Here is a 24,241-nt window from a genome sequence, read left to right as displayed (position 1 = left end):
TTTATCTTGTGTGCCAGGTTTCCAGTCCTTTTTTGGTAAAGGAATACTGTTGCACTCTTCCCCCAAGGCTTTCCAAAGCTCTGGACACAGCAAACCGTGTATTACCCGGACAATAAAAAAAGACATAACCTCCGCCGCCGGCACCGGATATCTTCCCGCCCGACGAGCCTGCGCTTATGGCCGTGTTATATATCTCTTCAAACAATGGGGTCGATATACCATCTGCCATTTCCTTTTTATATGTCCACCCGCGATGCAGGATATGTCCTATTTCGTCAAGATTATTTTTAAGAACGGCTTCTTTTATTTCATATGCCTGGTTCTTTATCTGATGCATTGCCTCAATAGACTTTGACTTTTGTTCTTTGACGTTCTTCTGCTGCTTTTCTATTATATCACCCGAATTACGGCCAGTGTTGGTATAATACAGCAACATATTGTTTGACAATTCATTTATTGTCTCATTGCGGATACGCAACGGATTTACAATAACTTTATCATCAGAGTAAAACTCCATAAAGTTAAATCCCCCGAATGCCGCAGCATACTGGTCCTGCTTTCCTCCGGCTTGTTTCAGGTCGGCACGTTCGATAAGATAGGCCAGATAGGCCAGATCATATTCACCTAAAGGTAGTGTAAGCCATTCCGCATATGCCCCTAATATGGCGACGGCCAATGTTGAAGATGTTCCCAATCCCGAGCCAAAAGGAACCTCCAAAGCACATGTAAGTGTAAAAGATAACGGTTTGTGTATGAAATCTTTCACCACCCTATTGTAAATACCTTTCATCAGATCCGATTTGTCATTCAATATGGGAAGTTCCAAAGCAGCATCGAATATATATTCTTCATCATTCTGAGGTATACGGAATACAATTTTGTTATCGGCGCGTGGTTCTATATTGGCATATGCATACAAACTGATAGTAGCATTCAGTATGCAGCCCCCATACAGATCCGAATATGGAGAAACATCCGTTCCTCCACCTGCCAATCCCAGTCTGAAAGGCGCTTTACTTCTTATAATCATAGCCGGATTTTTTTATTTTGTAAAATTAACTGCAAACTTATACAGATTTTCGTAATAAGCATTTACAGCCTGATATATTTTATGTTCTTTTTTATATTTATCACCAACCAGCACAGTCAACATCTCCAGCTTATTACCAAACTCAATATCTGATTTGCTGTTGCCTACCATTATTGACCGGGCAAAATCAACCTCAGGATAATCCCGCTGAATCTGAAATGCCATACCTATATTGGGTTTCCGGTTTATAGCTGCAGAATCCAAATCGGTACAGAAGTATATATCGGTAATATAACCTCCGGCTTTTTCTATCTCATGTATCATATAGTTATGTACATGCTCAAGATCGGACAGGGACATTACATTCCGCCCCACTCCTCTTTGGTTTGTTACAACAAATATATAATCAAAAACCTGAGATAGTAACGCTATTGCCTTTAATGAATCTTTTTCGAAGACAAATTCAGATGTATTTTTCACATAATCACCTGGACGTTCCACATTGATTACGCCATCTCTGTCTAAGAAAAGATATTTGTATTTCTTCAAATTACTCATCTTTTTATTCACGTCTTCTATTTTTCAAGAAAATCCGCATTCGCTTTTTCAAAATCGGAAGGTATCCCTATATCTATAAAGTAATTATCCTGCTGATAGCCATAAATATTTATATTGCGAATATGTGACTCCATTATATCTTTTTCAAAAGAGAATTTTTCAGGTAGGGATAATTTGGAAAATAGTTTTTTTGTGACTATATATACCCCCCCGTTAATCAATCCTTCTTTTTTATATTCCTTTTCATTAAAGCATATAATACGTTTTTCATCATCCAATTCTACAGAGCCGTACCTGTCAAAATCCAGCATAGGTTTAAGGGCTACTGATATATCCGATTCCTTTGCCCTGTGGAACTCCAGTAATGATTCCGAATCTATATCAAAAAAGGTATCACCGTTTATAACAAAAGCTTCTGTCCCTTTTACTTTTTCGAATGCTAACTTTATAGCTCCACCTGTACCTAAAGGATATTGTTCTACTACATATGAAATTCCGAAAGGTCTGTTTTGAGTTCTAAGCCAGTTGATAACAATATCAGACTTATAGCCCAATGAAAGGATTATGTGATTGAATCCTTCATTAGCTGCATAATCAAATAAGTATTGTAAAAACGGTTTTCCGGCGACTTCTGCCATACATTTAGGAACATCGTTCACAACCGACTGTAAACGAGTGCCAAAACCTCCTGCCAGAATAATACACTCTTTCATTATTTTTTTATTTAAGATCTTTGACTTATTTATTATTTTTTATGTATAACTACCGTAGTTTAGTTGCTGCTGAATAATATTTTATTAAAACTTTCACTTACTCATCATATGGTTGATTCCCTATTTCTCCGCTTCTTTTCATTTTTGTAACTAACCAAAGTCCTCATTCCTATATTCCTGCTTGGTATATAGATATAGTATTTATAGAACATGAAATAAAAGAAGAATAAGTATATAATCAGATTTAAATCGACCCAACCTTTCACATTTAACCCTAAAGAGTAGATAATTATAGCTGCCGACATCAGATTTACCGCCCAATCTTTAGTTAAATAAAGCCGAGCCACCAACATAGCAAAACAATAAAAATAAATAGTGCCGGGAATCCCTATCCAAAAGAGCATACGTGAGTATCCGACATCTGTTCCAAAAAAAGACATCCTCCCGGAACCAAAAATTAGAGTATCCAGATCTTTCGGAATTAGAAACATTTGTTCCAATCCGTTAGATGAACGGGTTTCCAGTTTGCCTGTCCTTATAAAGTTGGTAAACAACTCAAATGCCCAATCGGAGAAATGAGGAAAATAAAACATAGCAAAAACATATCCGCCGGCCATCATAAAGATGGATGATATGAAAAAGATTCTCGCCTGTTTTTTTACCGACTTATTATCCCAAAAATACAATATGCCTATTACCACCAGCCCTACAGCCGCACCGATTACTGTTGTACGTGCCATAAACAAACCGATATAGAATGTAAAGACATATAGTAATATCAATGCGATAAAACCTTTATTGTTCAGTTTCAGCCTCATTAACAGATAAGAAATTACAATAAGTCCGATACCGCTTATAACACCTGCTCCAAAGAAGGCGATACCATATCCCATCAGCCGTTGGCTTCCTCCTACGTCCATTACATCTTCTGTATATTCAGCCTGCATCTGTATCGAAAAGAAGAAATCATGTATAGCCTCGCTCTGATTCATTCCAAAGGTGATTAGTGCCTGCAACCCTATAGCTGCTGCAATATACAGGAGAACTATATTAAACGAGGGTTTCTTATGTATCTTATATATAGAAAAAATAACCAGATATGCCGAGAAGAACCATGCTATCTGGCTTCTGATATAACCAAATGTATAAGGATCATTCGTATCGTTCAACCACCCGGAAGTGTAAAATATAAAAAGCATTACAAGTAAGCCGGCCATTACATATATCACTTCCCTAAATGGAAAGTTATGATAAGTGTATAGCCCCAGTCCCAAAACTCCCGATAAGAGAATAAAGGAAGAACCCCGTATGTCAAGCGCCTGCGGATATATGAAGTAAAACGTCAATATCAACGGCAGAAACATCGGTATAATCTCTTTTAACTTGGCCATATATTACCTGAATACAAGTTTGTAAATAAGCGATTTTTTATATTTGAGTTTAAAAGTACACTTTGTGTAAAGAATAGCAAAATCTCTTGATGTATAATTCTCTTCCTTATACAAAGGAGACTCTTTCAGCCTGCGCAGGACTTTCAATCCCAGACGCGAATTGGCACATAACCGGAGCCAGTGAACTGATAACATGTGCTCAAGATAGGCTGCATCACAAAATGGTTTATCCCTGTTTATCCGAATCAATGAAAGCATAAGCTCTTCACACTGAGCCAAATACTTAAAAGATGAATGTAAAGGTACACATTCTGCGACCGATGCATATATTTCCAGAAAATCATCGTCCATGGGCAGACCCAAATGCCTGCAATGAATCTTAAATACCTTTTTCTTATTATTAGTTTGTAGCTCTTCATTCAGCGACGACACCTGGTGTTGGTGAACACGATACAAAAGAAGCGGTTCCCCAATATTAGCAAGTTTTGTTTTATATATAGCCTTAGACCATAATGCATAATCTTCGACATGAAGGTACTCTGCTTCAAAGCTCAGTCCTAATTCAGTAAATACACGTTTGCGCATCATTACAGCCGGATGGCAAATACCGGATTTAAATAACAGGTAGGCTCTTAATTCCTCATTTTGCAGGGGACTATGGTGCAAATCCCGTTTCCCGGGATTCTCTGTTCTGAAAGCATAAAAAAGCGTACTGACAATATCATGTTCTTTATTTCTCTCCAGAAATGCAACCTCTTTCTCTATACGGGTAGGCAAAGCTATATCATCCGCATCCATACGGGCGATATATTCGCCTTTACAGAAACCGATTCCTTTATTCAACGTTTTTATAAGCTTCAGGTTCTCCTCATTTTCTATAATTGTTATACGCGGGTCTTTTCGGGCCAGTTCTTGCAGTATCCGGCCTGTATTATCCGTAGAACAATCATTTATGGCTACAATCTGTAAATCTGTATATGTTTGATTCAGAAGCGAGTCCATCGATTCTTCCAGATACTTTTCCACATTGTAACAAGGCATCAATACTGAAACCAGAGGCTTGTTCATTTTTTATTTGCAACGATTGCGTTAAAGACGGATTTATATCCGTCTACCATTTTTTCGATTGTAAAGTTAGCAAGATATGATTGTCTTGCATGTATTGACATGCTTTTTTTTATATTTTCATCCGAAAGGATGTATTCTATCTTCTCTGTAAACAGATTTATATCATTGTTTACAGCAAAACCGTTTTGTCCGTCGAGTACCTCAGTTATGCCACCAACCGCTGAAGCAACCACCGGGACTCCGAATGCCAAAGCTTCCAATAAAGACATAGGTAAGCCCTCGTAATTAGACGGAAGTATAAACAAATCTGCATATTTCAGGTAGGAACATGCCAGATGGGCCTCCCCTAAACAGAAAACATTGGAAGGTACATTATGTACTTCTTTTTTATTTCCAATCCACACAAATGCATATTGCGGCATTCGTTTTGCTATATCAAGGAAAAGGTCGAATTTCTTCTGTTTTGAGATACGGGATATGCACATTACGGTTTTGGAATACGATAATTGCAGTCTGTCCAGTTCTGTTGTAATCCGGTCCTTTATTTCCACCTGCTCCAGATACTGGTCCGTAACTCCATTGTATATACATTCCACATTCTTATAGATACCTTCCTCACGCATACTGTCCACATCGTATTGGCTGACCCCTATTATTTTATACGCGCTGTTTTTGAGAAAACGTTCTACAATCAGAAAACGCTTAAAAGCTTTCCGTATCGAATCGAATCCATGAACCGTATATACTGTTTTTTTACGGCTGAAAACAATACGTCCCAATACACCCATCTTCGAAGAATGAAGGTGTACGACATCAGGATTATATTTGAATCTATAATAATAAAGTTTGAGGAGCAGACCTATATCTCTTATTGATACCTCTTTGCGGTGATTGTTTAATTTTATTTTTGTAAAATTATTTCCTAAAGCGTTCCATGCTTCGCCATCGCCTCCATATAAAACAAACAGTTCGTGTTCGGAACTCAAAGTTTTAACAAGATTTGCCACAATCGTCTGCGCTCCCCCATATTCTGAAACTGTTATGATTTGGAAAATCTTCATTTAATGCTTTGCCTACAATTTGAAATTGTAAAGATAATAGGAATAATCTATTATTGAGAAAAATATTGATTTTATATATTTCCTTTAGCTTATTTTTAGATACTTAATTAACTGGTAATCATTCTTCTCCAATTAGTATATCCGAAAATAGATACCACAAAGAAGATGAAAAACAATATTCCCGACATAACATCTTGTTGTATGAATAACAATATACTAGATACTGCGTTAGCCGGTATTACGAGCAACCACTGCTCGGCCCACTTACGGGAGATCATCCACAATGCGACAATATTGAGCGATGTGGTAACGGCATCACCGATAGTAATAAAAGACTGATTGTGACTAAATTGTATCAGAATGAAATAAATCAACAACGAGATAATTATCACTCCTAAAATAACGGGAACAATGAACCGCCTCCCGACATGGGTAATAATCTCCGCTCCCGAATCTTTGTCCCTGTTACGCATGATCCATACTATCCAGCCGTAGACAGAAGCCAGAAAGAAATAGATATAAATTCCCATGCTGGCATACAACTCTGTTTTATAGAATATATAGATATAGAATGCGGCCATAACGATACTTGCAGCCCACATCCATACATTAGCTTTGTATTCCAAATACAGGAAAACCAGCCCTATAATTGCGCCGGTTATACTTACCCAGTTATTTTCTATAAAAGAAAGAATTAAATCCATCATAAAGTTACGGGTTACTTCGCCCTTTGGGCAGTTACGAGTTACAAGTTACGAGTTGCAATACACGGTTACTTGTAACTCGTAACTTGTAACTCGTAACTCGTAACTAATATTTCTATCAGAAGCGGTATCTTATTTTCCCCAGCAGGTTCGCGCCTGCCTGTGGATATAAACCACGGTCAACCGATTCGCTCCCATCTTCGAAACGGGCAGTATATACCCATGCATTCGCACTATATTTGATACTTGCCAAATTATTGATAAAGAACTGAAAATCAAATTTACCTATTTTATGGGCATCCAGTGTATATGAAGCCACCATATCGGTTATAAAATAATCTGACAAACGATTTTCGGCATTCGAGGTGTTATCATAATACATACGACCAACATACTTATTGATAAAAGACAGCGTAAAATCTTCTTTCTCGAATGGTTTAAATGTAACGCCGAGGCTACCCACCGTATTCGGAGAGAATGAAATATCAGTCGATTTATGGAATTCCGAAACTTGTCCTACCTGATTCCAGTCATTCTGATTATCATACAGATCGTAATAAACCGTATAGTTCTTTATCTTATTGCGGCTCAATGTCAGGTTCCCATCCAGGCGCAACCATTCGGTAGGGGTATAAGCCAATGATAGTTCTATACCTGTACGGTAACTGTCCGGTACATTTTCCTGCAATTTATAACCGATATCATTCAGTTTACCGGTTTGTACCAACTGGTCTTTATAATCCATATAATAGAAATTGGCGCTGAATGAAACCATTGAATTAGCATACTTATAACCCAACTCATAATCATATAGCTTTTCGGGAGCAATACTTCGCGAACCTCCGCCTTTCAGTGATTCTTTCAGGTCTGCGCGTAATGGTTCCCTGTTAGAAATCCCGAATGATCCGTAAATCTCATTATAGTTACTGAACCGGAATGAGATTCCGCCTTTCGGATTTATAAAGTTATAATAATTCTTATTGGTCAAATCCATCAGATCATCGTCCAATCCATTCATGCGATAATCTATATAGCGTTCCTGTACCTCCGCAAATAGCGACAGGTTATCTACCGGACGGTATTCCATTTTAAGAAAGGCGTTCATGTCCTGTTTTACGGCTGTATTCCGATTCCAGTTATACCCTTCCGGGATATTCTCATTATGCTTTACCCACAATAGTTTACCGTAATGCGATCCATCATAATAGCTGTACATTGCTCCGGCCGTAATGCCCAACTTACCAGCTTTATAATCCAGATTGAACCCGCCTACATAAAAGTCATTTTGCATCAGTTTACGCAATGTAAGATCCGAACTCTCATAGGTCGTCCCTCCTACAATTTGTTTACCTAGTCCGTAATCAGCAAAATCCTCATCTACTTTATAATTCTCGTAATAGCCGTAACCATTATTATAACTCAGGTTTACATTCAGTGTCAGCCTGTTTGTCAGATAACGGGTATAAATCAATTGTCCTATATTGGAATAATAGTTATCCGTTTCGTTATCATAATATTGGGTTCTGCCATTATCATCTTTATATTCTCCGGCAGGATTATAGCGCCTGTTAATTTTTATCATTTCAGGACTTATGCCTTCCCACGTAATACCCGTATGTTGGATACCATTCATATAAATAAGACGAATCAATTGTTTATCGGAATAGTGCGACAATGCCGCATATATATTCTTGTGGTCTACTTTTCCGTTCCGTATATATCCGTCACTCTTGATATATGAATAGCGGGCATCGAGCGACAGGCCATTTTTCATGATACCTGTTCCGGCTGCGCCTGTCAGCAATAAAGTATTGTATTGCCCATAGGCAGATGACAGGTCGGCATATGCTTTATTTCCCTTTCCTCCGGCTGTCTGCATCGAGATGCTGGCTCCAAAAGAGGCCGTACCGTTTGTCGAGGTACCCACTCCACGCTGCACCTGCATGCTCTGCAGTGAGTTGGACAAGTCAGGTAAATTAACCCAATACACCTCCTGACTTTCCGGATTATTTAGCGGCATACCGTTCAATGTCACATTTATACGGCTTGCATCCGTACCTCTGATACGAAGCGCCGTGTTTCCTACGGCTGTTCCGCCTTCGGTATATGAAACTACCGATGGTAAAGATTGCAATATAAAAGGAATGTTCTTTGCGGCATTATCTTTTTTAATTTCCACTTCTCCCAAATCTGAATACGAGATGGGTGCTCCCCGGCTTACCCGGGTCGCAGATACGACGACCTCCTCCAGTTTTATGAGTTTAAGGCTATCCGCCTGTTGTTGAGAATAAACAGCTCCTGCTCCACTTATTACAAAAGCAGCAAAAGCTAAAAATACCTTTTTCATTTACATACAAAATTTTTATAAGCATAAGACAATCATTATTGTTTCATACTTTGACGTTAAACAAAAAAGGGGTTTAATAAGATGATTTCCCGGAATTTAAGAATATGCACGTGCGCAATAGCATCTTCTTTCCCTACGCCGGCATTACCCGGATCAGGTTTAATGGGTGTGATCTCAGCCTGTAATTTTAAGGCACCCCTAAGATTTCGAGGCAAAGATAACCAAACCTTTTCAATAAATAAGTGTTTACCTATTATAAAATTTTTCTATAACTAGGATTTCCGATGTTACAAAACGGGATTTCTTTAGTCATATATAATATTAGATAAATTTAATTTACCTTTGTAACATAAAACTTAAAAAACATGAAGAAGAATATTTTTATTGCGATCCTCTTTTCTATTGTAGCGTTGATTTCTTTCTCGTCGTGTGAAAGCGATCGTTACGAGTGGAAGCGTGGCACACTAAATTTATCCACAGAATTTGACGAAGAACCTATATACACAGATAGTCATGGTGGGTTTAGTTTTTGGTACGATTTGCGAGCTGAAGATATTAGAGGTATAGATGCTCGTAGATTAGATATTGTCAGTGTAGAATCTTATAGTTCCGAAATTTTTCTTTTCTACGGGGAGCTATTCAGACCCGGTGATCGCATAAATATCAGATTGAAAGCCGATGGCGTAAATAACTGTGCGCTAAGAATGAGAGTAGTTGTTATGGATAATGGAAGTGTAGAAGCACTAGTAATAGATGAAGACTATTATCTACTAAAAGGCTTTATGGCCGATATGGCATATAACTTATCTCGCAGAGGGCAACTTCGATTTTACATTGAAGGCGAACTATTAGACATATTTCAACCGACCTCTTTCGACTTTGAAGCTAGAAATGATTTCGATTTCGAAATCAGATACTAATGGGCATATGTCAGAACATATCTTTATACAATCTGACTATTTCTCCGAAATACAACAAATAGATAGCTCCGACCTATCATTAAGAAATAAATATATCCGTCTGAAACGGGTGCTTGAGAGAGGCTGCAAAGATATCACCGCCGGTGAATCTTTGCAGTTTCCCTCTTTATTTTCACGCCTTGTCTTTATCGGGCAAAAATATGAACTGCCAAAATCGCTGGAATGGCAGTTGCAGAATATACGCATAAAAGCATCCTACCTGCTGCGAAACGACAAGAATCTGGTATCTCCCGGCCAGTACCAGCAGGCAAAGGAAGGCCTGGAAAATTTCCTTTTATATATCGAGGGCGAGAAACAGGATTTCAACTATGTAGAAGATACTGTTTTTGATTTTGAACCTGTGCCTCAGGATTTATCGAATAAGATACGCGTACAGGTATTGGAAATAGATACCGAAAACAAACTTCTTATCTGTCAGTCCGAAATTCTTATTGGTCAGAGCTTAAAAGTGAGATATAACGTCTCTCCCGTTAATAATATATTCAATGAAACCATTGAGCGCCTTTGGATTGGTGCGCAACTCAACCTTATTGACGTAAAAGTAGACGATGCGGGGTTCTACATCCCTAAAATGTTTGTACTGGAACCCGATTATCTGATAGATGCTTCGGCAATGGCAGAGTGTTTTCAATCTTATGGCAGTTCATACCTGCACTATTTCCGCCGTAAATTCGAGCCCAATGTAAATACTCATTACATATTATTGGGAAATCTTGCCAATTTCTTTTTGGATGAACTTATTTATGCCGGGGATGCCGATAGCCTGTCATTCGAAGAAGTATTCATGAAATCGTTCCGCTCCATGCCATTCGAATATGCGGCATGTAAAGAGATTAGTGACAATGCTGCTTTCAAAGAATTTATGACGAAAGCCCGGAGCCAGTTCGAAAACATAAAGCGTGTGGTGTTGAACGATATGCCTGCAAACGGATTCGATGTGGCATCCTGTACGCTTGAGCCATCTTTCTTTTGTGAGAAATACGGGTTTCAGGGACGGCTCGATTTACTTCAGCTATCAAATGACAAAACGGGTATAGATCGCATAATCGAACTGAAATCGGGTAAACCTCCCTATCCTCGCGAGGACGTGACCAAGATAGCACCTAATCATGAGACACAGACAGCCGTTTACCGCCTCATGATACAAAGCGTATTCGAAAAAGATACACGCCATATATACCCTACTATTCTTTATTCCTCGGCTGAAAATGCAGGAGAGAACATCCGCTTTGCTGCAATTTACCAGCGATTAGAAAAAGATATTATAAATGTACGGAATCTCATTGTTGCTACCGAGCATGATCTATATATCGGCGACATGCAATACGTAGAGAAAGTATTCCGAAATCTCTTTAATCTGGATAATTACGGACGTGTACCCCAGTTTTTTATAGACAAGTTGGCAGAGTCAGAAAAAGTAATAGATAAGGCTACCCCATTAGAGAGGGCATATTTCTATCGCTACATCAGTTTCATCACCAGAGAACTATACCTTCAAAAGACAGGGGACGAAGGCTATAATACATCAATGAGTGTATCTGCCTTATGGAATACTTCGTTTGAAGAACGGCAGGAGGCTTTAGACCTGATCGCCAATCTTGAAATAGAAGATATCGACGATTCCGGCCGGGATATGATTATCCGCTTCAAAAGGGACAAAGATGATTGTGTCAATTTCCGGGAGGGAGAAATATGTATTCTTTACCCCCGCCAGAAAAGTGAAGAATCGGTACTGACAAACCAGATACTGAAAGGCACAGTAGTAGAAATTTCCTCGTACTATGTCATTCTGCGATTCAGATATAAACAGCGAAACCACGATTTTTTCTCCCGTTACAAATATTGGGCTGTGGAGCATGACAAACTAGACCATAGCTACAATACAATGTACAAAAGCCTGTTTGCTTTTCTGTCTGCTCCTGATGACAAAAAAGAACTATTGCTTGGCTTACGAAAGCCGGCCTTATCCGCACTGTATACATTAAAGACAGACGCCACAAAAGAGGAAAAACAGGAGAACATCATAAATAAAGCCTTAGCAGCCGAAGATTACTTCCTTATTGTAGGGCCTCCGGGAACAGGTAAAACATCCATCTTTGCCCGGCAACTTATAGAGCGTTTCTCTGCCGGGAAGGATACAAATATCCTTGTAATGGCATATACCAACCGTGCCGTGGATGAATTATGCGCCTCCATCTGTCAGGCATTCGGCAAAAGTGAAGACGAGTGTGACAGATATATCCGTATAGGTGCGGAACTCTCGTGCGGTGAAGATTATCGTCATCGCCTGCTGCAAAATATCTCCCATCAGGCAGACAGTAGAAAAGAGCTGATCCAAACCATAGACCGTACCCGTATTTTTGTCGGCACCCTTGCTTCCATAACCGGAAAGCCCGAATTATTCGATCTTAAGAAGTTTCATGTTGCTATCATAGACGAGGCATCTCAAATACTGGAACCACAGATTATCGGGCTTTTACCTCTATTCGACAAGTTCATCATGATAGGAGATCATAAACAATTGTCTACAATCACTTTGCAGGATGAAAACAAATCGAAGGTAAAAGAGACCATATTAAATGACATTGAATTATCCAATTGCCGTGAATCTTTATTTGAGCGACTGTTTCACGTCTGTCAAAAACAAGGTTGGGCACATGCATATGATACTTTGACCTATCACGGACGGATGCATGAAGATATTGCGTCCCTTGTCAATGCCAACTTCTATGACAATATGCTAAATGTAGCTACTGACAGGCAATGTAAGCCTTTAATATATCAAACATACGACAGATCAGATAAATTACAAGCATTAATTGCAACAAAACGGACAGCATTCATCCCTGTCAGGCAAACAGACAACACGAACAATTCGGATAAGCTGAACAAACAGGAAGCAGATGTTGTTATTTCTTTAATAAAAGCAATACTTGAGATTTACAGAGTTAATAACATGGCTTTTGATGCCCGGAAAACCATAGGCGTGATAACTCCCTACCGTAATCAGATTGCCCTGATAAAACATAAACTGGAAGAAACAGAAATTCCGGGACTAAACAATATTATGGTAGATACCGTAGAACGCTATCAGGGTAGTCAGCGGGATATCATCATTCTTTCTTTTTGTTTCAACAAGCCATACCAATTGAGATTTTTTAGTAATCTGAACCGTGAGCGTACTGTAGACCGCAAACTGAATGTAGCCCTTACACGGGCTCGCGAACAGCTATTTATGATTGGAAATGATTATATCCTGAATCAGAACCTAATCTATAGGGAGATAGTAAATCAGTCGGTTATCAATCTATGATAACTACATTTTGTTTAAAAAAGAATAAGCAATGACCAATAAAATAAAAGAATTACGGAAAATAGTCCCTGTACCGATACATGAAGCCTTGCAGCTATTGAAAGCGAATGACGGAGATGTCGAGAAATGCGTCTATCTGTTCAAAGCCAAATCAATCAAAGAGATATGTGAACAGACGGGCTGTGACGAACAAACTGCAGCTGAATACTACGAAGCAGAGAAATTTGATATTAACAGGGCTGTATCTAATATTAAAGAAGCTATCTATGATAAAAACTATCAGCCAATCGAAGGTGTCACTAAAGAGAGTATCGGCAATATCCTGCAATGGCTACGGGTAGTTGAAGCCGAAGATTTCGGCATATCCCTCGATTATCAACTGCTGGATAAGGCATTGGTGACATTAAGCCTCATTCCCCCATTAAATGGCACCGCAACGAAAGTAAAAGCTGCTAAACAAGCTAAGGACTTGATATTTGAGGGATATACGGATGCCGATAGCCTCGAAGATTTTGTTCGCAGGCACCGAAAGCTGGATGACGATAAGGATTTCATAGAAGCGAACCGGATTGTCAGCCTTGGAATTACAGTTATCAAAGAGGAGCTTCTGAGACATGTACGAAACCTTAATTAAAAGGTCTTAAAATAAGATGCAAAGAGGCGCTGACTTTTACAATCAGCACCTCTTTTATTATAATGATCTTACTATTAAGCTTGCGCAAGTTCATGAGCCACAGCTTTCAACTTATCCTTCTCTTTATCCACTTCGAAAGATATAGTACTGCCTTCTTTGGCTGCACCCGAAAGTATCAGTTCGGCTATTTCATCCTCCACATAGTTTTGGATAGCACGTTTCAACGGACGGGCACCGAATTGAACATCGTAGCCTTTATCGGCAAGGAAATCTTTTGCCTCCTGAGTAAGTTCGATCGTATAACCAAGTTCGGCCATACGTTTATAGAATCCTTTCAGTTCTATATCGATGATCTTTTCTATAGAAGACTTGTCTAGCTGGTCGAATGTAATAATATCATCCACACGGTTCAGGAACTCAGGCGAGAACGTCTTGTTCAATGCTTTTTGAAGTACACTTCTCGAATACTCGCGGTTTGCTGCCGATTGTTTATTGAACCCGATACCTCCACCAAAATCTTTCAGCTGGCGTGTACCGACATTTGAAGTCATTATCAGTATCGTATTCTTAAAGTCTATCTTACGCCCCATGCTATCGGTCAGATGACCTTCGTCCATCACTTGCAACAAGATATTATACACATCCGGATGAGCTTTCTCTATCTCATCGAGCAACACCACAGAATATGGTTTGCGACGTACTTTCTCACTCAATAAACCTCCTTCTTCGTATCCTACATATCCCGGAGGTGCTCCGACCAGGCGTGATACGTTGAATTTCTCCATGTATTCACTCATGTCGATACGGATAAGGGCATCGGCGGAGTCGAATAATTGCTCGGCGATCATCTTGGCCAGATGGGTTTTCCCTACCCCTGTAGGCCCAAGGAACATAAATGAACCTATCGGACGGTTAGGGTCTTTAAGACCTATGCGGTTGCGCTGTATGGCTTTCACAATCTTATTTACAGCTTCATCCTGACCAACAACCGAGGCCTTCAGACTGTCCTGCATTCCTACGAGTTTAACCCCTTCCGATTCACCGATACGTTGCACAGGCACTCCCGACATCATGGAGACCACTTCGGCAACCATCTCTGCATCTACAGTCTCCGGTTTTTCCTTCAATGAAGCTTTCCATTCAGCTTCTGCCGTATCCAGTTTAGCCATCAGCTGACGTTGTGTATCGCGGAAACTGGCTGCCAGCTCATATTTCTGAGCCTTCACCGCTTCGCCTTTTTGTTCCACAACATCCTTTAGTTCCTTTTCAATATCTTCTATCTCCTTAGGAACATGTATGTTTGCGATATGCATACGGGAACCCGCTTCGTCCAGGGCATCAATAGCCTTATCCGGGAAGTTACGGTCCGTAATATATCTGTCAGTCAGTTTCACACAGGCTGCAAGTGCATCTTCCGTATATTTGACATTATGATGCTCTTCGTACCGCTCCTTGATATTATGCAATATCTGCAATGTTTCTTCAGCAGTAGTAGGATCTACCATTACTTTCTGGAAACGGCGTTCGAGTGCACCGTCTTTTTCTATATTTTTACGGTATTCGTCAAGCGTAGTTGCACCGATACATTGTATTTCTCCACGGGCCAAAGCCGGTTTCAACATATTGGCAGCATCCAGCGAACCGGTTGCCCCTCCTGCACCTACAATGGTGTGTATCTCGTCAATAAACAATATAATGTTCGGATTTTTTGACAATTCGTTTAGTATTGCTTTGATACGTTCCTCAAATTGTCCACGGTACTTAGTACCAGCCACTACGGAAGCCATATCGAGAGCAATCACTCGTTTGTCGAACAAGACACGTGACACTTTCTTCTGAGTAATACGCAAAGCCAGCCCTTCCACGATAGCTGATTTACCCACTCCGGGCTCACCTATCAGTATGGGATTGTTCTTCTTGCGGCGGCTCAATATCTGCGCTAGCCGTTCTATTTCTTTTTCACGGCCTACTATCGGGTCCAACCTGTTTTCCAGTGCGGCCTTTGTCATATCCATACCGAAGTTGTCCAGTACGGGCGTATCAGTTGCCTGACGGGGTTGTTGGGTATTCACATTCGAGCTACCGCCTACAGCTTCGTCCTCATCATCGTCGTCATCTGTGAAATCAGCTCCCATACGGGGCGATTCCTTACTGTTTTTATGTATTATATCACCCATGCTTTTAATATAGGTGAAAGCTCCGTTGTAATCCATATGATTTTCTTCCAGTAACATCGCCGTAACATTGTCGTGATCTTTCAGAATAGCAAGAAGTAAGTGTTCGGAGTCAGTTTCCTGACTTTTAGTCAAACGCGCTTCCAGTATACTCATCTTCAAAATCTTTTCAGTGCTTTTACTTAATACGATCTCACTGTTTGGGTATGCATCCTCCTGTTGCTTTAATATGTTATTATCAATACTGTCTTTTAACTCAATTAGATCTATTCCGAAATCCTTCAATGCCTGTATGGCTAATCCTTCTCCGTTGCGGAGTATTCCAAGCATCAAATGTTCGGGCGCTAGATAATTCGTTTGCAGACGTCCGGCCTCCTCACGACTATAAGTCATGATTTTGCGAACTCTTGGTGAAAAATTATTTTCCATAACCGTCTTATTTGATGTTTTATGCAAATTATGCGTATGTTACAAATATAAGATTTATTTCTAAAATGTATTTCAGATAAAATCTTAATAATCTAATTTATTATATTCAAACAAAAATGATGCCATAATGTTTACACCTGTTATGCAAATCTAAATACAATATTTCAAATTGTAAAATTTTAGAATAAATATTTGACAATATGAATATTTAATCATCACAAAAATATTACAATAATGTTAAATAAATATTTTTAATTACTTTTTGTTTGATAATATAAAAATAGTTCTCTACTTTTGTAAAGTATTTTTCATGGTATTAGATTTATGGTTAGGAGTGAAGATTGGTTGTCGTGAGACAACCATTCCTATTTTATAGGGTTTCGTTCCGCTTACCCATCTGTCTTCCAAACCGTAAAACCTAAAACCAAACAACATCTCTCTATTCTACTTTTTTATTCCGCCATTTGCCACTATTCATTTTCAACCCTGGCTCCCCCTATTGATTCAAGTCATTTATTATCAATCATCCACTCAAAAAAAGTAACAAAGGTTGCAGATATAGCAGTCAGCAGTTATCAGTTAATAGTATTTCACGCAGAGACGCTAAAGCGCAAAAAGGTAACAAAAGTAACACATATATCAGTAAACAGTCAACAATTCCTACCTCGTACCTCTTTACTTATTACTTATAACTTACCACTTGTTAAAAGGTAACACCTTTTTCACTTTCTCACCTTTTTACATCTGTTGCACTTTATTCAAAGAGCTCCGTACTATTCTTTTTAGTCTTGTATTTAAGAATCTATAGCCAAAATAGATTAATTTTCAAAAAAAGGTAACAAAGGTTACATAAAGAACAATTAATAATGAAGAATTGATAAAAGCTAATAGTTATCTATCAATTAACAGAGGCCAATTACTCATTACTTACAACTCACTATTTCTTAAAAGGTAACAAAGGTAACAGTCTTTCCGGCTTTTTAATTTTTCAGTTTTCATCCTTTCCCCTTTCATTGTCCAGAGGGGGCATCCAATACTTCAAAGAACTAACGGCTAATAGCTCAGATATTATAGATAAAGTTTTCCATAATACATTTTACGATATTTACCATAAAGCCAATATTAAGAGAAAAGACTATCTTTGCTGATTATGGAAGATACTTTCAGAACAATCGCCAAAGCATCCAAAGCAATCTATACAGAGAAGCGAAGCAAATTTATAGCTTACGCTATCCCTGTATTGTCGGCCGACGAAGTTAAAACTGAAATAGAAAAATTACGCAAAGAATACTATGACGCCCGCCATGTATGCTGGGCATATATGCTGGGTGCCGACAGGAAAGACTTCAGGGCAAATGACGACGGGGAGCCTTCCGGCACAGCAGGAAAGCCGATACTCGGACAAATAAACTCCAACGAACTGACAGATATACTTATTGCCGTAGTACGCTATTTTGGCGGAATAAAGCTGGGCACAAGCGGACTTATCGTGGCATACAGAGAAGCTGCGGCCGAAGCAATCAGAGAAGCTGAAATAATAGAAAAAACCGTAGACTGCCGCATCTCATTTAGCTTCGAATACCCTTTCATGAACGATGTAATGAAAATTGTAAAAGATCTGGAGCCAAGCATTTTAAATCAAAGCTACGAGATGGATTGCCTGATGACCCTTGAAATACGTAAAGCTAAATTTGAAGAATTGGTAAACCGGCTTAAAAAAATAGAAAGTCTGAAATTCACCGAATAAAATAGCGGCTATCAAATACTTGACAGCCACTAAATTAATACAAGAAATAATTATGATAAAATTTACACCGGTTCTTAGATTATCCCTTGAGCCATTACAGCTTTTGCGACTTTCATAAATCCGGCTATATTCGCACCTTTCACGTAGTTTACATAACCATCCGGCTCTGTACCGTATTTTACACAGTTTTCGTGAATATTAGCCATAATCCATTTCAGCTTACCATCCACTTCTTCTTCCGACCAACTAAGACGCTCCGAGTTCTGAGTCATCTCAAGACCCGACACAGATACACCTCCGGCATTGGCTGCCTTACCCGGTGCATAAAGGATTTTTGCCTTCTGAAATACAGCAATGGCTTCTGGTGTAGAGGGCATATTTGCTCCTTCCGAAACAGCAATAACGCCATTTGCCACAAGCTTCTGCGCATCTTCACCGCTAATCTCGTTTTGTGTTGCCGAAGGAAGAGCGATATCACCCTCCTCGCCCCAAGGACGGGCACCTGCTACATATTTGCATCCGTAAGTCTCGGCATATTCACTGATACGTCCTCTGTAAAGTTCTTTCAACTCCTTCACATACTCCAGTTTTTCTGCCGTAATGCCATCCGGATCATAGATATAACCGCTCGAGTCTGACAATGTTACAGGTATTGCACCTAACTCGATAAGTTTTTCACAAGTATATTGCGCCACGTTACCCGAACCGGATACAAGGCATTTTTTGCCGCTTATATTTATATTTTTAGTTTTCAGCATCTCCAGAAGGAAATACACATTTCCATATCCTGTGGCTTCCGGACGAATCAAAGAACCTCCGAATGTAAGCCCTTTCCCCGTGAAAGTTCCTGTAAATTCACGGGCCAGCTTCTTATACATCCCGAACATATAACCTACTTCGCGGCCGCCCACACCTATATCTCCGGCAGGAACATCCGTATCAGGACCGATATGGCGCCATAACTCGGTTACAAAAGCCTGACAAAAACGCATAACTTCGGCGCTCGACTTACCTTTAGGATTAAAATCGGAACCTCCTTTACCTCCACCCATAGGCAGTGTAGTCAGAGAGTTTTTAAATGTTTGCTCAAATGCAAGGAATTTAAGTATCGAAGGATTTACTGATGCATGTAAACGGATACCTCCCTTATACGGGCCAATAGCATTACTATGCTGCACACGGTATCCCATATTGGTATGCGTATTTCCTTTATCATCGACCCATGTTACACGAAACGAAAAAATACGGTCCGGAATGCAGAGCCTTTCTATCAGGTTAGCTTTTTCAAATTCAGGGTGTTTGTTGTACTCTTCTTCAATGGATTCTAATACTTCATGTACTGCCTGATGGTACTCAGGCTCGTTTGGAAATCGACGTTTTAAGTCCTCTAGTACCTGTTCTACTTTCATTTTAATTTACGGATTTTGATTTATGGATGCTACAAATATAGCAAAAAAAACATCCATTTGTTAACTTATGTTTCGAAAAAGCGATAATTTATTTATTCCAATTTAAGGATCAGCATATATTTACCATATATATTGTGTCACAGATGCTTTTTAATATCGTTTTTTTCTTATTTTTGCGAATAATATAATTTAAAAAGAAATGATATATTTAATCACAGGCGGAGCCGGTTTTATCGGCTCGAATTTTGTGAAACACATGCTGACCGAATATCCCGATGCAAGACTTATCATATTTGACGCCCTCACATACGCAGGGAACCTCGGAACATTATCAGAAGAACTGGAAGACCCCAGAGTTACTTTTGTAAAAGGGGACATCTGTGACAGAAATGCAACCGAGAAAGTTTTCTCGGAACATAATATCGACTATGTCATTAATTTTGCAGCGGAAAGCCATGTCGACAGAAGCATCGAGAATCCGCAACTATTTTTACAGGTGAATATTCTGGGCACCCAGAATTTGCTGGATACTGCAAAAAAACATTGGACAACAGGCAAAGATGAGAATAACTATCCTATATGGCGCGAAGGCGTAAAATATCTGCAGGTATCTACTGACGAAGTATATGGGTCGTTAGGTGATGAGGGCTATTTTACTGAAACCACTCCCTTAGACCCGCGCTCACCATACAGTGCAGGCAAAGCCGGAGGCGACCTCATTGTGCGTGCATATGGTGAAACATATAAAATGCCTGTGAATATAACCCGTTGTTCGAACAATTACGGCCCTTACCATTTCCCCGAAAAACTGATTCCGCTTATTATACGCAACATCCTGTCAGGCAAGCAACTGCCTGTATATGGAGACGGCTGCAATGTTCGCGACTGGCTGTATGTGAAAGATCACTGCAAGGCTATAGACGCAGTTCTTCATAAAGGGCGCATTGACGAAGTTTACAATGTAGGCGGACACAATGAGAAAAAGAATATAGATATAGTAAAACTCGTTATCAGTACCATCCACGATATTATGGAAAAAGAACCCCGATACCGTGAAGTATTGAAGAAAAAGGATATAGCTGCTGACGGTAGTATAGATATAAACTGGATAAATGACAGCTTGATTTCATTCGTAAAAGACCGTCAGGGACATGACCACCGTTATGCGATAGACCCGACAAAAATATCTACAGAACTGGGCTGGTTGCCCGAGACAAGTTTCGAGACAGGCATTGTGAAAACAATATACTGGTACCTCGATAACCAGACTTGGGTAGAAGAGGTTACCTCGGGTGACTATATGAAATATTACGAACAAATGTACGGAAACCGATAATATGTGTAACAAAAGATGGAACGCTTAAAAGCAATTCTGGCCGACAAAATACTGGATATATCATCAGCAAGTGGTGATGAAGTAAAGGCGAAAATAGACAAAATGCAACGCTTCCGCGACTTTGCCTATGCCTGTCAGACCTTGATGAAAAAATATCCTGCAATAGAGGATGAGCTCATTAAGATGGTCGAAAACGGAGATTTTGACACTAAAGTTGCCTCATCACGTGTAGATACGGTTATTCGCCTGACAGACACCGAAGCGGCACAGGCGGGCAGGATTATTATACCTCAAATAACAGAACCTGCAACCGCAGAAGGCAGTTATACAGAAGCACCGATTGCCGGAGAGAATGAAGTGTCGGATTTACCGGAGAACAAAGAAGCTGAACCTCAATATACTTCTGTGGACGACATACCGATGGAAATCGTACTGCCGGAAGAAGAACAGGGACATCAACCAGAGGACATCGACTACGAAGAATTACAATCATCACCCGAAGAAGACGCAGAAAATTATGTACCTTTCGAGAATGTAAATCCCGGAGAGGAATCTGGAGAAGCAGGTATATCTTTAGAGGCAGAAGAAAATTATGAATCGGAATTATACCCTGACTCCGAAACGGAACCGGATACGATCACCGAAGCCATCATAAAATCAGAACAGAAAGAAGTCAAACCTGAAATATATGGAGAGGAAATCGAAGACGGGCCAAGTGAAGAAGAACGTGCTGCCAGACGTAAAGTCATTATCAAAAGAATTATTCAGGTGGCAGGGCTTGTGGCAATAGTGGTAGCTTTGATTTTTATTGTTAAATTTGTGATGCTGCATTGGCAAACCATACTGATTATTATCGGTGTACTGGCCGCTTTAGCCATATTATTCTTCTGGTTTAAGCGAAAGCGGTAACCGGATTATGTTGAACCAATTATTCCCGAAATGGACTATTATAGGCAATTCTCGTTAAAAAATTACAATTCATTTAAGACTGAAGCTTTGGCAAAGATATTTTGCCAGCCAAAAAATGTAGAAGAACTTCGAAGATGCCTGACAGAGCATCCATACGAACAAAAACTGATTATAGGAGGCGGTTGCAACCTCTTTTTCACAAAAGACTTTGACGGGCTTGTCATCCATCCCGAGTTAAAAGGCCTTCGCGAGATATCGGACGAAGAGGAAGAAGACGAAGACATATTCATTGAAGTAAATGCTTCTGAAGATTGGGACGAATTTGTTTCCTATTGTGTAGAACGCGGTTTTGCCGGACTCGAAAACCTTTCATTGATCCCGGGTACTGTCGGTGCCGCACCCATCCAGAATATAGGTGCATACGGAGCAGAAGTAAAGGACGTTATCCACGAAGTTGTAGCTATAAATATGGTGACAGGCGAAGCGGTATCTTTTTCCAACGCGGAATGCGAATTTGGATACAGAGACAGCATCTTTAAACGTACAAACAAGTATCTTATTATTTCAGTCGTATTCCATCTGAAACGTACTTTTGTTTATACACCGAAATACTTCGACCTGAACAAAGAACTGGAAGATATAGAAGAACCCACGATAGAGGATGTACGCAATGCTGTAATACGTGTCCGCCAACGAAAACTACCGGACGAAAAAGTATTGCCTAATGCCGGCAGCTTTTTTAAGAATCCATATATAAGCCAGGAACACGCAGAAAAGATAAAGACTGATTATCCCGAACTCCCGGCCTTTTTACAGAAAGACGGCTCGGTGAAGACATCTGCGGCTTTCCTTATCGACAAAGCCGGATATAAAAGTATAAGAATCGGTAATATAGGCACATATCCAAACCAACCGCTTATCATCGTAAATTACGGATCTTCGGATGGAAACGATATTGTGCGCTTTATGCGTGAAATACAAAGTGCCGTAAAAGACACATTCAATATAGAATTGGAACCCGAAGTAAGAATATTTTGAAAGCCATTAGCCCATAGCCATTAGCCCATAGCCATTTGTGCAAAAGCTAATAGCTAACGGCTAATAGCTAACAGCTAAACAAACAACTAATAACATGGCATCATTTATCATACAAGGCGGTTGCCGCCTCAACGGTGAAATAACTCCACAGGGAGCAAAGAACGAAGCATTACAGGTAATCTGTGCAGTATTACTCACACCCGAAGAGGTAATAATAGAAAATATCCCGGATATACTGGATGTAAACAACCTTATTGCCCTATTAGGCGAAATGGGGGTAGAAACAAAACGATTGGGTGAAGACACATGGTCGTTCAAAGCCGAAAATGTAAATATCGATTATTTACAAACACCTGAGTTCTTGAAGAAAAGTGCTTCTCTCAGAGGATCGGTCATGATTATTGGTCCTCTCGTAGCCCGCTTCGGTAAGGCTATGTTGCCAAAACCGGGAGGTGATAAGATAGGCCGTCGTCGTTTAGACACTCACTTTATAGGTATCCAGAAGTTAGGTGCCGACTTCGTATATGATGACGCCCAACAAATATATAACATCACTGCCGAAAAGCTACATGGTACATACATGCTGCTTGATGAAGCATCGGTGACAGGTACGGCAAATATACTGATGGCTGCCGTATTGGCAGAAGGAGAAACAACTATCTACAACGCTGCCTGTGAACCATATTTGCAGCAGTTGAGCAAAATGCTGAATAAGATGGGTGCTAAAATTTCGGGCGTAGGTTCCAACCTGTTAAGAATAGAAGGTGTAGAATCTCTTGGAGGAGTAAAACACCGTATTTTACCCGATATGATCGAAATAGGCAGTTTTATAGGGATGGCGGCAATGACAGGCTCGGAAATCACGATAAAGAATGTAGCATATGACGATTTGGGAATTATTCCCGACACTTTCCGCAGATTAGGTATCGAGCTGGAAAGGAAAGGCGATGATATACATATCCCTGCTCAAAAAGAATATGAAATAGATACATTCATTGACGGGTCTATACTCACTATTGCCGATGCACCGTGGCCGGGCCTGACACCCGACCTCATCAGTGTATTACTGGTAGTAGCTACACAGGCAAAAGGTAGTGTACTGATTCATCAGAAAATGTTTGAAAGCCGCCTGTTCTTCGTGGATAAACTGATAGATATGGGTGCGCAGATCATATTGTGCGACCCTCACCGGGCAACGGTTATCGGTACAGGTAAACGTCCGATGCGCTCCACAACAATGACATCACCCGATATCCGTGCAGGTATCGCGCTACTTATCGCAGCAATGTGCGCCGACGGAAAAAGTACAATCCATAATATAGAACAGATTGACCGTGGATATCAGAATATAGACGTCCGGCTTAATCAACTGGGTGCTAACATCATGCGATTAGACTAAG

General features: G+C 39.9%; 18 protein-coding genes and 1 riboswitch. Of the genes, 8 read left to right on the top strand and 10 right to left on the bottom strand.

Annotated features, from left to right (window positions below):
• Position 1: 1 nt before the first annotated feature.
• The 8 genes from B3317_RS02555 to B3317_RS02520 all read right to left on the bottom strand — a co-directional run bounded on the left by B3317_RS02555 (position 2) and on the right by B3317_RS02520 (position 8,872).
• A complete protein-coding gene (locus tag B3317_RS02555; protein ID WP_291108317.1) occupies positions 2-1,030 on the bottom strand; it encodes a dehydrogenase in 1,029 nt (342 codons plus the stop codon).
• 12 nt (positions 1,031-1,042) lie between these two features.
• The gene (locus tag B3317_RS02550; protein ID WP_291108315.1) at positions 1,043-1,588 is read right to left on the bottom strand and encodes a D-glycero-alpha-D-manno-heptose-1,7-bisphosphate 7-phosphatase; all 546 of its coding nucleotides are present in this window, start codon (positions 1,586-1,588) and stop codon (positions 1,043-1,045) included.
• A 17-nt stretch (positions 1,589-1,605) separates the two neighbouring features.
• On the bottom strand, positions 1,606-2,301 hold the full coding sequence (locus B3317_RS02545; protein WP_291108313.1) for a nucleotidyltransferase family protein: 696 nt from the start codon (positions 2,299-2,301) through the stop codon (positions 1,606-1,608).
• 104 nt (positions 2,302-2,405) lie between these two features.
• Positions 2,406-3,692, bottom strand: a complete 1,287-nt coding sequence (locus B3317_RS02540; RefSeq protein WP_291108311.1) for a hypothetical protein — start codon at positions 3,690-3,692, stop codon at positions 2,406-2,408.
• Between the two features lie 3 nt (positions 3,693-3,695).
• Entirely contained in the window at positions 3,696-4,760 is a 1,065-nt protein-coding gene (locus tag B3317_RS02535; RefSeq protein WP_291108309.1) for a glycosyltransferase family 2 protein, read from the bottom strand.
• The gene (locus B3317_RS02530) at positions 4,757-5,821 is read right to left on the bottom strand and encodes a glycosyltransferase (protein ID WP_291108307.1); all 1,065 of its coding nucleotides are present in this window, start codon (positions 5,819-5,821) and stop codon (positions 4,757-4,759) included. The genes B3317_RS02535 and B3317_RS02530 overlap by 4 nt, the downstream gene beginning before the upstream one ends.
• Before the next feature lie 107 nt (positions 5,822-5,928).
• Entirely contained in the window at positions 5,929-6,528 is a 600-nt protein-coding gene (pnuC, locus tag B3317_RS02525) for a nicotinamide riboside transporter PnuC (RefSeq protein ID WP_291108305.1), read from the bottom strand.
• 115 nt (positions 6,529-6,643) lie between these two features.
• Positions 6,644-8,872, bottom strand: a complete 2,229-nt coding sequence (locus B3317_RS02520) for a TonB-dependent receptor (protein WP_291108303.1) — start codon at positions 8,870-8,872, stop codon at positions 6,644-6,646.
• A 113-nt stretch (positions 8,873-8,985) separates the two neighbouring features.
• Positions 8,986-9,082: riboswitch (TPP riboswitch) on the bottom strand.
• Between the two features lie 155 nt (positions 9,083-9,237).
• Here B3317_RS02520 and B3317_RS02515 point away from each other — a divergent pair.
• The 3 genes from B3317_RS02515 to B3317_RS02505 are packed head-to-tail and all read left to right on the top strand — an operon-like array spanning position 9,238 to position 13,799.
• Positions 9,238-9,792: a hypothetical protein gene (locus B3317_RS02515; protein WP_291108301.1), complete on the top strand. Its 555-nt coding sequence runs from the start codon at positions 9,238-9,240 to the stop codon at positions 9,790-9,792.
• A 7-nt stretch (positions 9,793-9,799) separates the two neighbouring features.
• The gene (locus B3317_RS02510) at positions 9,800-13,165 is read left to right on the top strand and encodes an ATP-dependent helicase (protein WP_291108299.1); all 3,366 of its coding nucleotides are present in this window, start codon (positions 9,800-9,802) and stop codon (positions 13,163-13,165) included.
• Between the two features lie 31 nt (positions 13,166-13,196).
• Entirely contained in the window at positions 13,197-13,799 is a 603-nt protein-coding gene (locus tag B3317_RS02505; RefSeq protein ID WP_291108297.1) for a hypothetical protein, read from the top strand.
• Between the two features lie 74 nt (positions 13,800-13,873).
• On the opposite strand, the gene B3317_RS02500 is transcribed toward B3317_RS02505, so the two are convergent.
• A complete protein-coding gene (locus B3317_RS02500) occupies positions 13,874-16,402 on the bottom strand; it encodes an ATP-dependent Clp protease ATP-binding subunit (RefSeq protein ID WP_291108295.1) in 2,529 nt (842 codons plus the stop codon).
• A gap of 1,150 nt (positions 16,403-17,552) precedes the next feature.
• On the opposite strand from B3317_RS02500, the gene B3317_RS02495 reads away from it, so the two are divergent.
• Positions 17,553-18,149, top strand: coding sequence for an IMPACT family protein (locus B3317_RS02495; RefSeq protein WP_291108293.1), 597 nt, complete (start codon positions 17,553-17,555; stop codon positions 18,147-18,149).
• 74 nt (positions 18,150-18,223) lie between these two features.
• On the opposite strand, the gene B3317_RS02490 is transcribed toward B3317_RS02495, so the two are convergent.
• Complete coding sequence (locus tag B3317_RS02490) at positions 18,224-19,558, bottom strand: NADP-specific glutamate dehydrogenase (protein WP_291108291.1); 1,335 nt, start codon at positions 19,556-19,558, stop codon at positions 18,224-18,226.
• Positions 19,559-19,757: 199 nt separating this feature from the next.
• Here B3317_RS02490 and rfbB point away from each other — a divergent pair, with 199 nt between their 5' ends.
• The 4 genes from rfbB (at position 19,758) to murA (ending at position 24,240) form a co-directional block, all read left to right on the top strand.
• The gene (rfbB, locus tag B3317_RS02485) at positions 19,758-20,894 is read left to right on the top strand and encodes a dTDP-glucose 4,6-dehydratase (RefSeq protein ID WP_291108289.1); all 1,137 of its coding nucleotides are present in this window, start codon (positions 19,758-19,760) and stop codon (positions 20,892-20,894) included.
• Positions 20,895-20,909: 15 nt separating this feature from the next.
• Complete coding sequence (locus B3317_RS02480) at positions 20,910-21,803, top strand: hypothetical protein (protein WP_291108288.1); 894 nt, start codon at positions 20,910-20,912, stop codon at positions 21,801-21,803.
• A 30-nt stretch (positions 21,804-21,833) separates the two neighbouring features.
• Positions 21,834-22,841 (top strand): UDP-N-acetylmuramate dehydrogenase, encoded by a 1,008-nt coding sequence (gene murB, locus B3317_RS02475; RefSeq protein WP_291108286.1) that lies wholly within the window; start codon positions 21,834-21,836, stop codon positions 22,839-22,841.
• 94 nt (positions 22,842-22,935) lie between these two features.
• Positions 22,936-24,240: a UDP-N-acetylglucosamine 1-carboxyvinyltransferase gene (gene murA / locus B3317_RS02470; protein WP_291108284.1), complete on the top strand. Its 1,305-nt coding sequence runs from the start codon at positions 22,936-22,938 to the stop codon at positions 24,238-24,240.
• Position 24,241 lies beyond the last annotated feature (1 nt).

The organism is Dysgonomonas sp. UBA7710, assembly GCF_002482385.1.
Taxonomy (GTDB): domain Bacteria; phylum Bacteroidota; class Bacteroidia; order Bacteroidales; family Dysgonomonadaceae; genus Dysgonomonas.
The sequence above is the reverse complement of the archived record's forward strand: the minus strand, read 5'-3'. Positions and strand labels throughout refer to the sequence as shown.

Bases quoted from the DNA above. Each gene is read 5' to 3' on its own strand.
- B3317_RS02555 (WP_291108317.1), bottom strand. From the start codon at position 1,030: ATGATTATAAGAAGTAAAGCGCCTTTCAGACTGGGATTGGCAGGTGGA.
- B3317_RS02550 (WP_291108315.1), bottom strand. From the start codon at position 1,588: ATGAGTAATTTGAAGAAATACAAATATCTTTTCTTAGACAGAGATGGC.
- B3317_RS02545 (WP_291108313.1), bottom strand. From the start codon at position 2,301: ATGAAAGAGTGTATTATTCTGGCAGGAGGTTTTGGCACTCGTTTACAG.
- B3317_RS02540 (WP_291108311.1), bottom strand. From the start codon at position 3,692: ATGGCCAAGTTAAAAGAGATTATACCGATGTTTCTGCCGTTGATATTG.
- B3317_RS02535 (WP_291108309.1), bottom strand. From the start codon at position 4,760: ATGAACAAGCCTCTGGTTTCAGTATTGATGCCTTGTTACAATGTGGAA.
- B3317_RS02530 (WP_291108307.1), bottom strand. From the start codon at position 5,821: ATGAAGATTTTCCAAATCATAACAGTTTCAGAATATGGGGGAGCGCAG.
- pnuC (WP_291108305.1), bottom strand. From the start codon at position 6,528: ATGATGGATTTAATTCTTTCTTTTATAGAAAATAACTGGGTAAGTATA.
- B3317_RS02520 (WP_291108303.1), bottom strand. From the start codon at position 8,872: ATGAAAAAGGTATTTTTAGCTTTTGCTGCTTTTGTAATAAGTGGAGCA.
- B3317_RS02515 (WP_291108301.1), top strand. From the start codon at position 9,238: ATGAAGAAGAATATTTTTATTGCGATCCTCTTTTCTATTGTAGCGTTG.
- B3317_RS02510 (WP_291108299.1), top strand. From the start codon at position 9,800: ATGTCAGAACATATCTTTATACAATCTGACTATTTCTCCGAAATACAA.
- B3317_RS02505 (WP_291108297.1), top strand. From the start codon at position 13,197: ATGACCAATAAAATAAAAGAATTACGGAAAATAGTCCCTGTACCGATA.
- B3317_RS02500 (WP_291108295.1), bottom strand. From the start codon at position 16,402: ATGGAAAATAATTTTTCACCAAGAGTTCGCAAAATCATGACTTATAGT.
- B3317_RS02495 (WP_291108293.1), top strand. From the start codon at position 17,553: ATGGAAGATACTTTCAGAACAATCGCCAAAGCATCCAAAGCAATCTAT.
- B3317_RS02490 (WP_291108291.1), bottom strand. From the start codon at position 19,558: ATGAAAGTAGAACAGGTACTAGAGGACTTAAAACGTCGATTTCCAAAC.
- rfbB (WP_291108289.1), top strand. From the start codon at position 19,758: ATGATATATTTAATCACAGGCGGAGCCGGTTTTATCGGCTCGAATTTT.
- B3317_RS02480 (WP_291108288.1), top strand. From the start codon at position 20,910: ATGGAACGCTTAAAAGCAATTCTGGCCGACAAAATACTGGATATATCA.
- murB (WP_291108286.1), top strand. From the start codon at position 21,834: ATGGACTATTATAGGCAATTCTCGTTAAAAAATTACAATTCATTTAAG.
- murA (WP_291108284.1), top strand. From the start codon at position 22,936: ATGGCATCATTTATCATACAAGGCGGTTGCCGCCTCAACGGTGAAATA.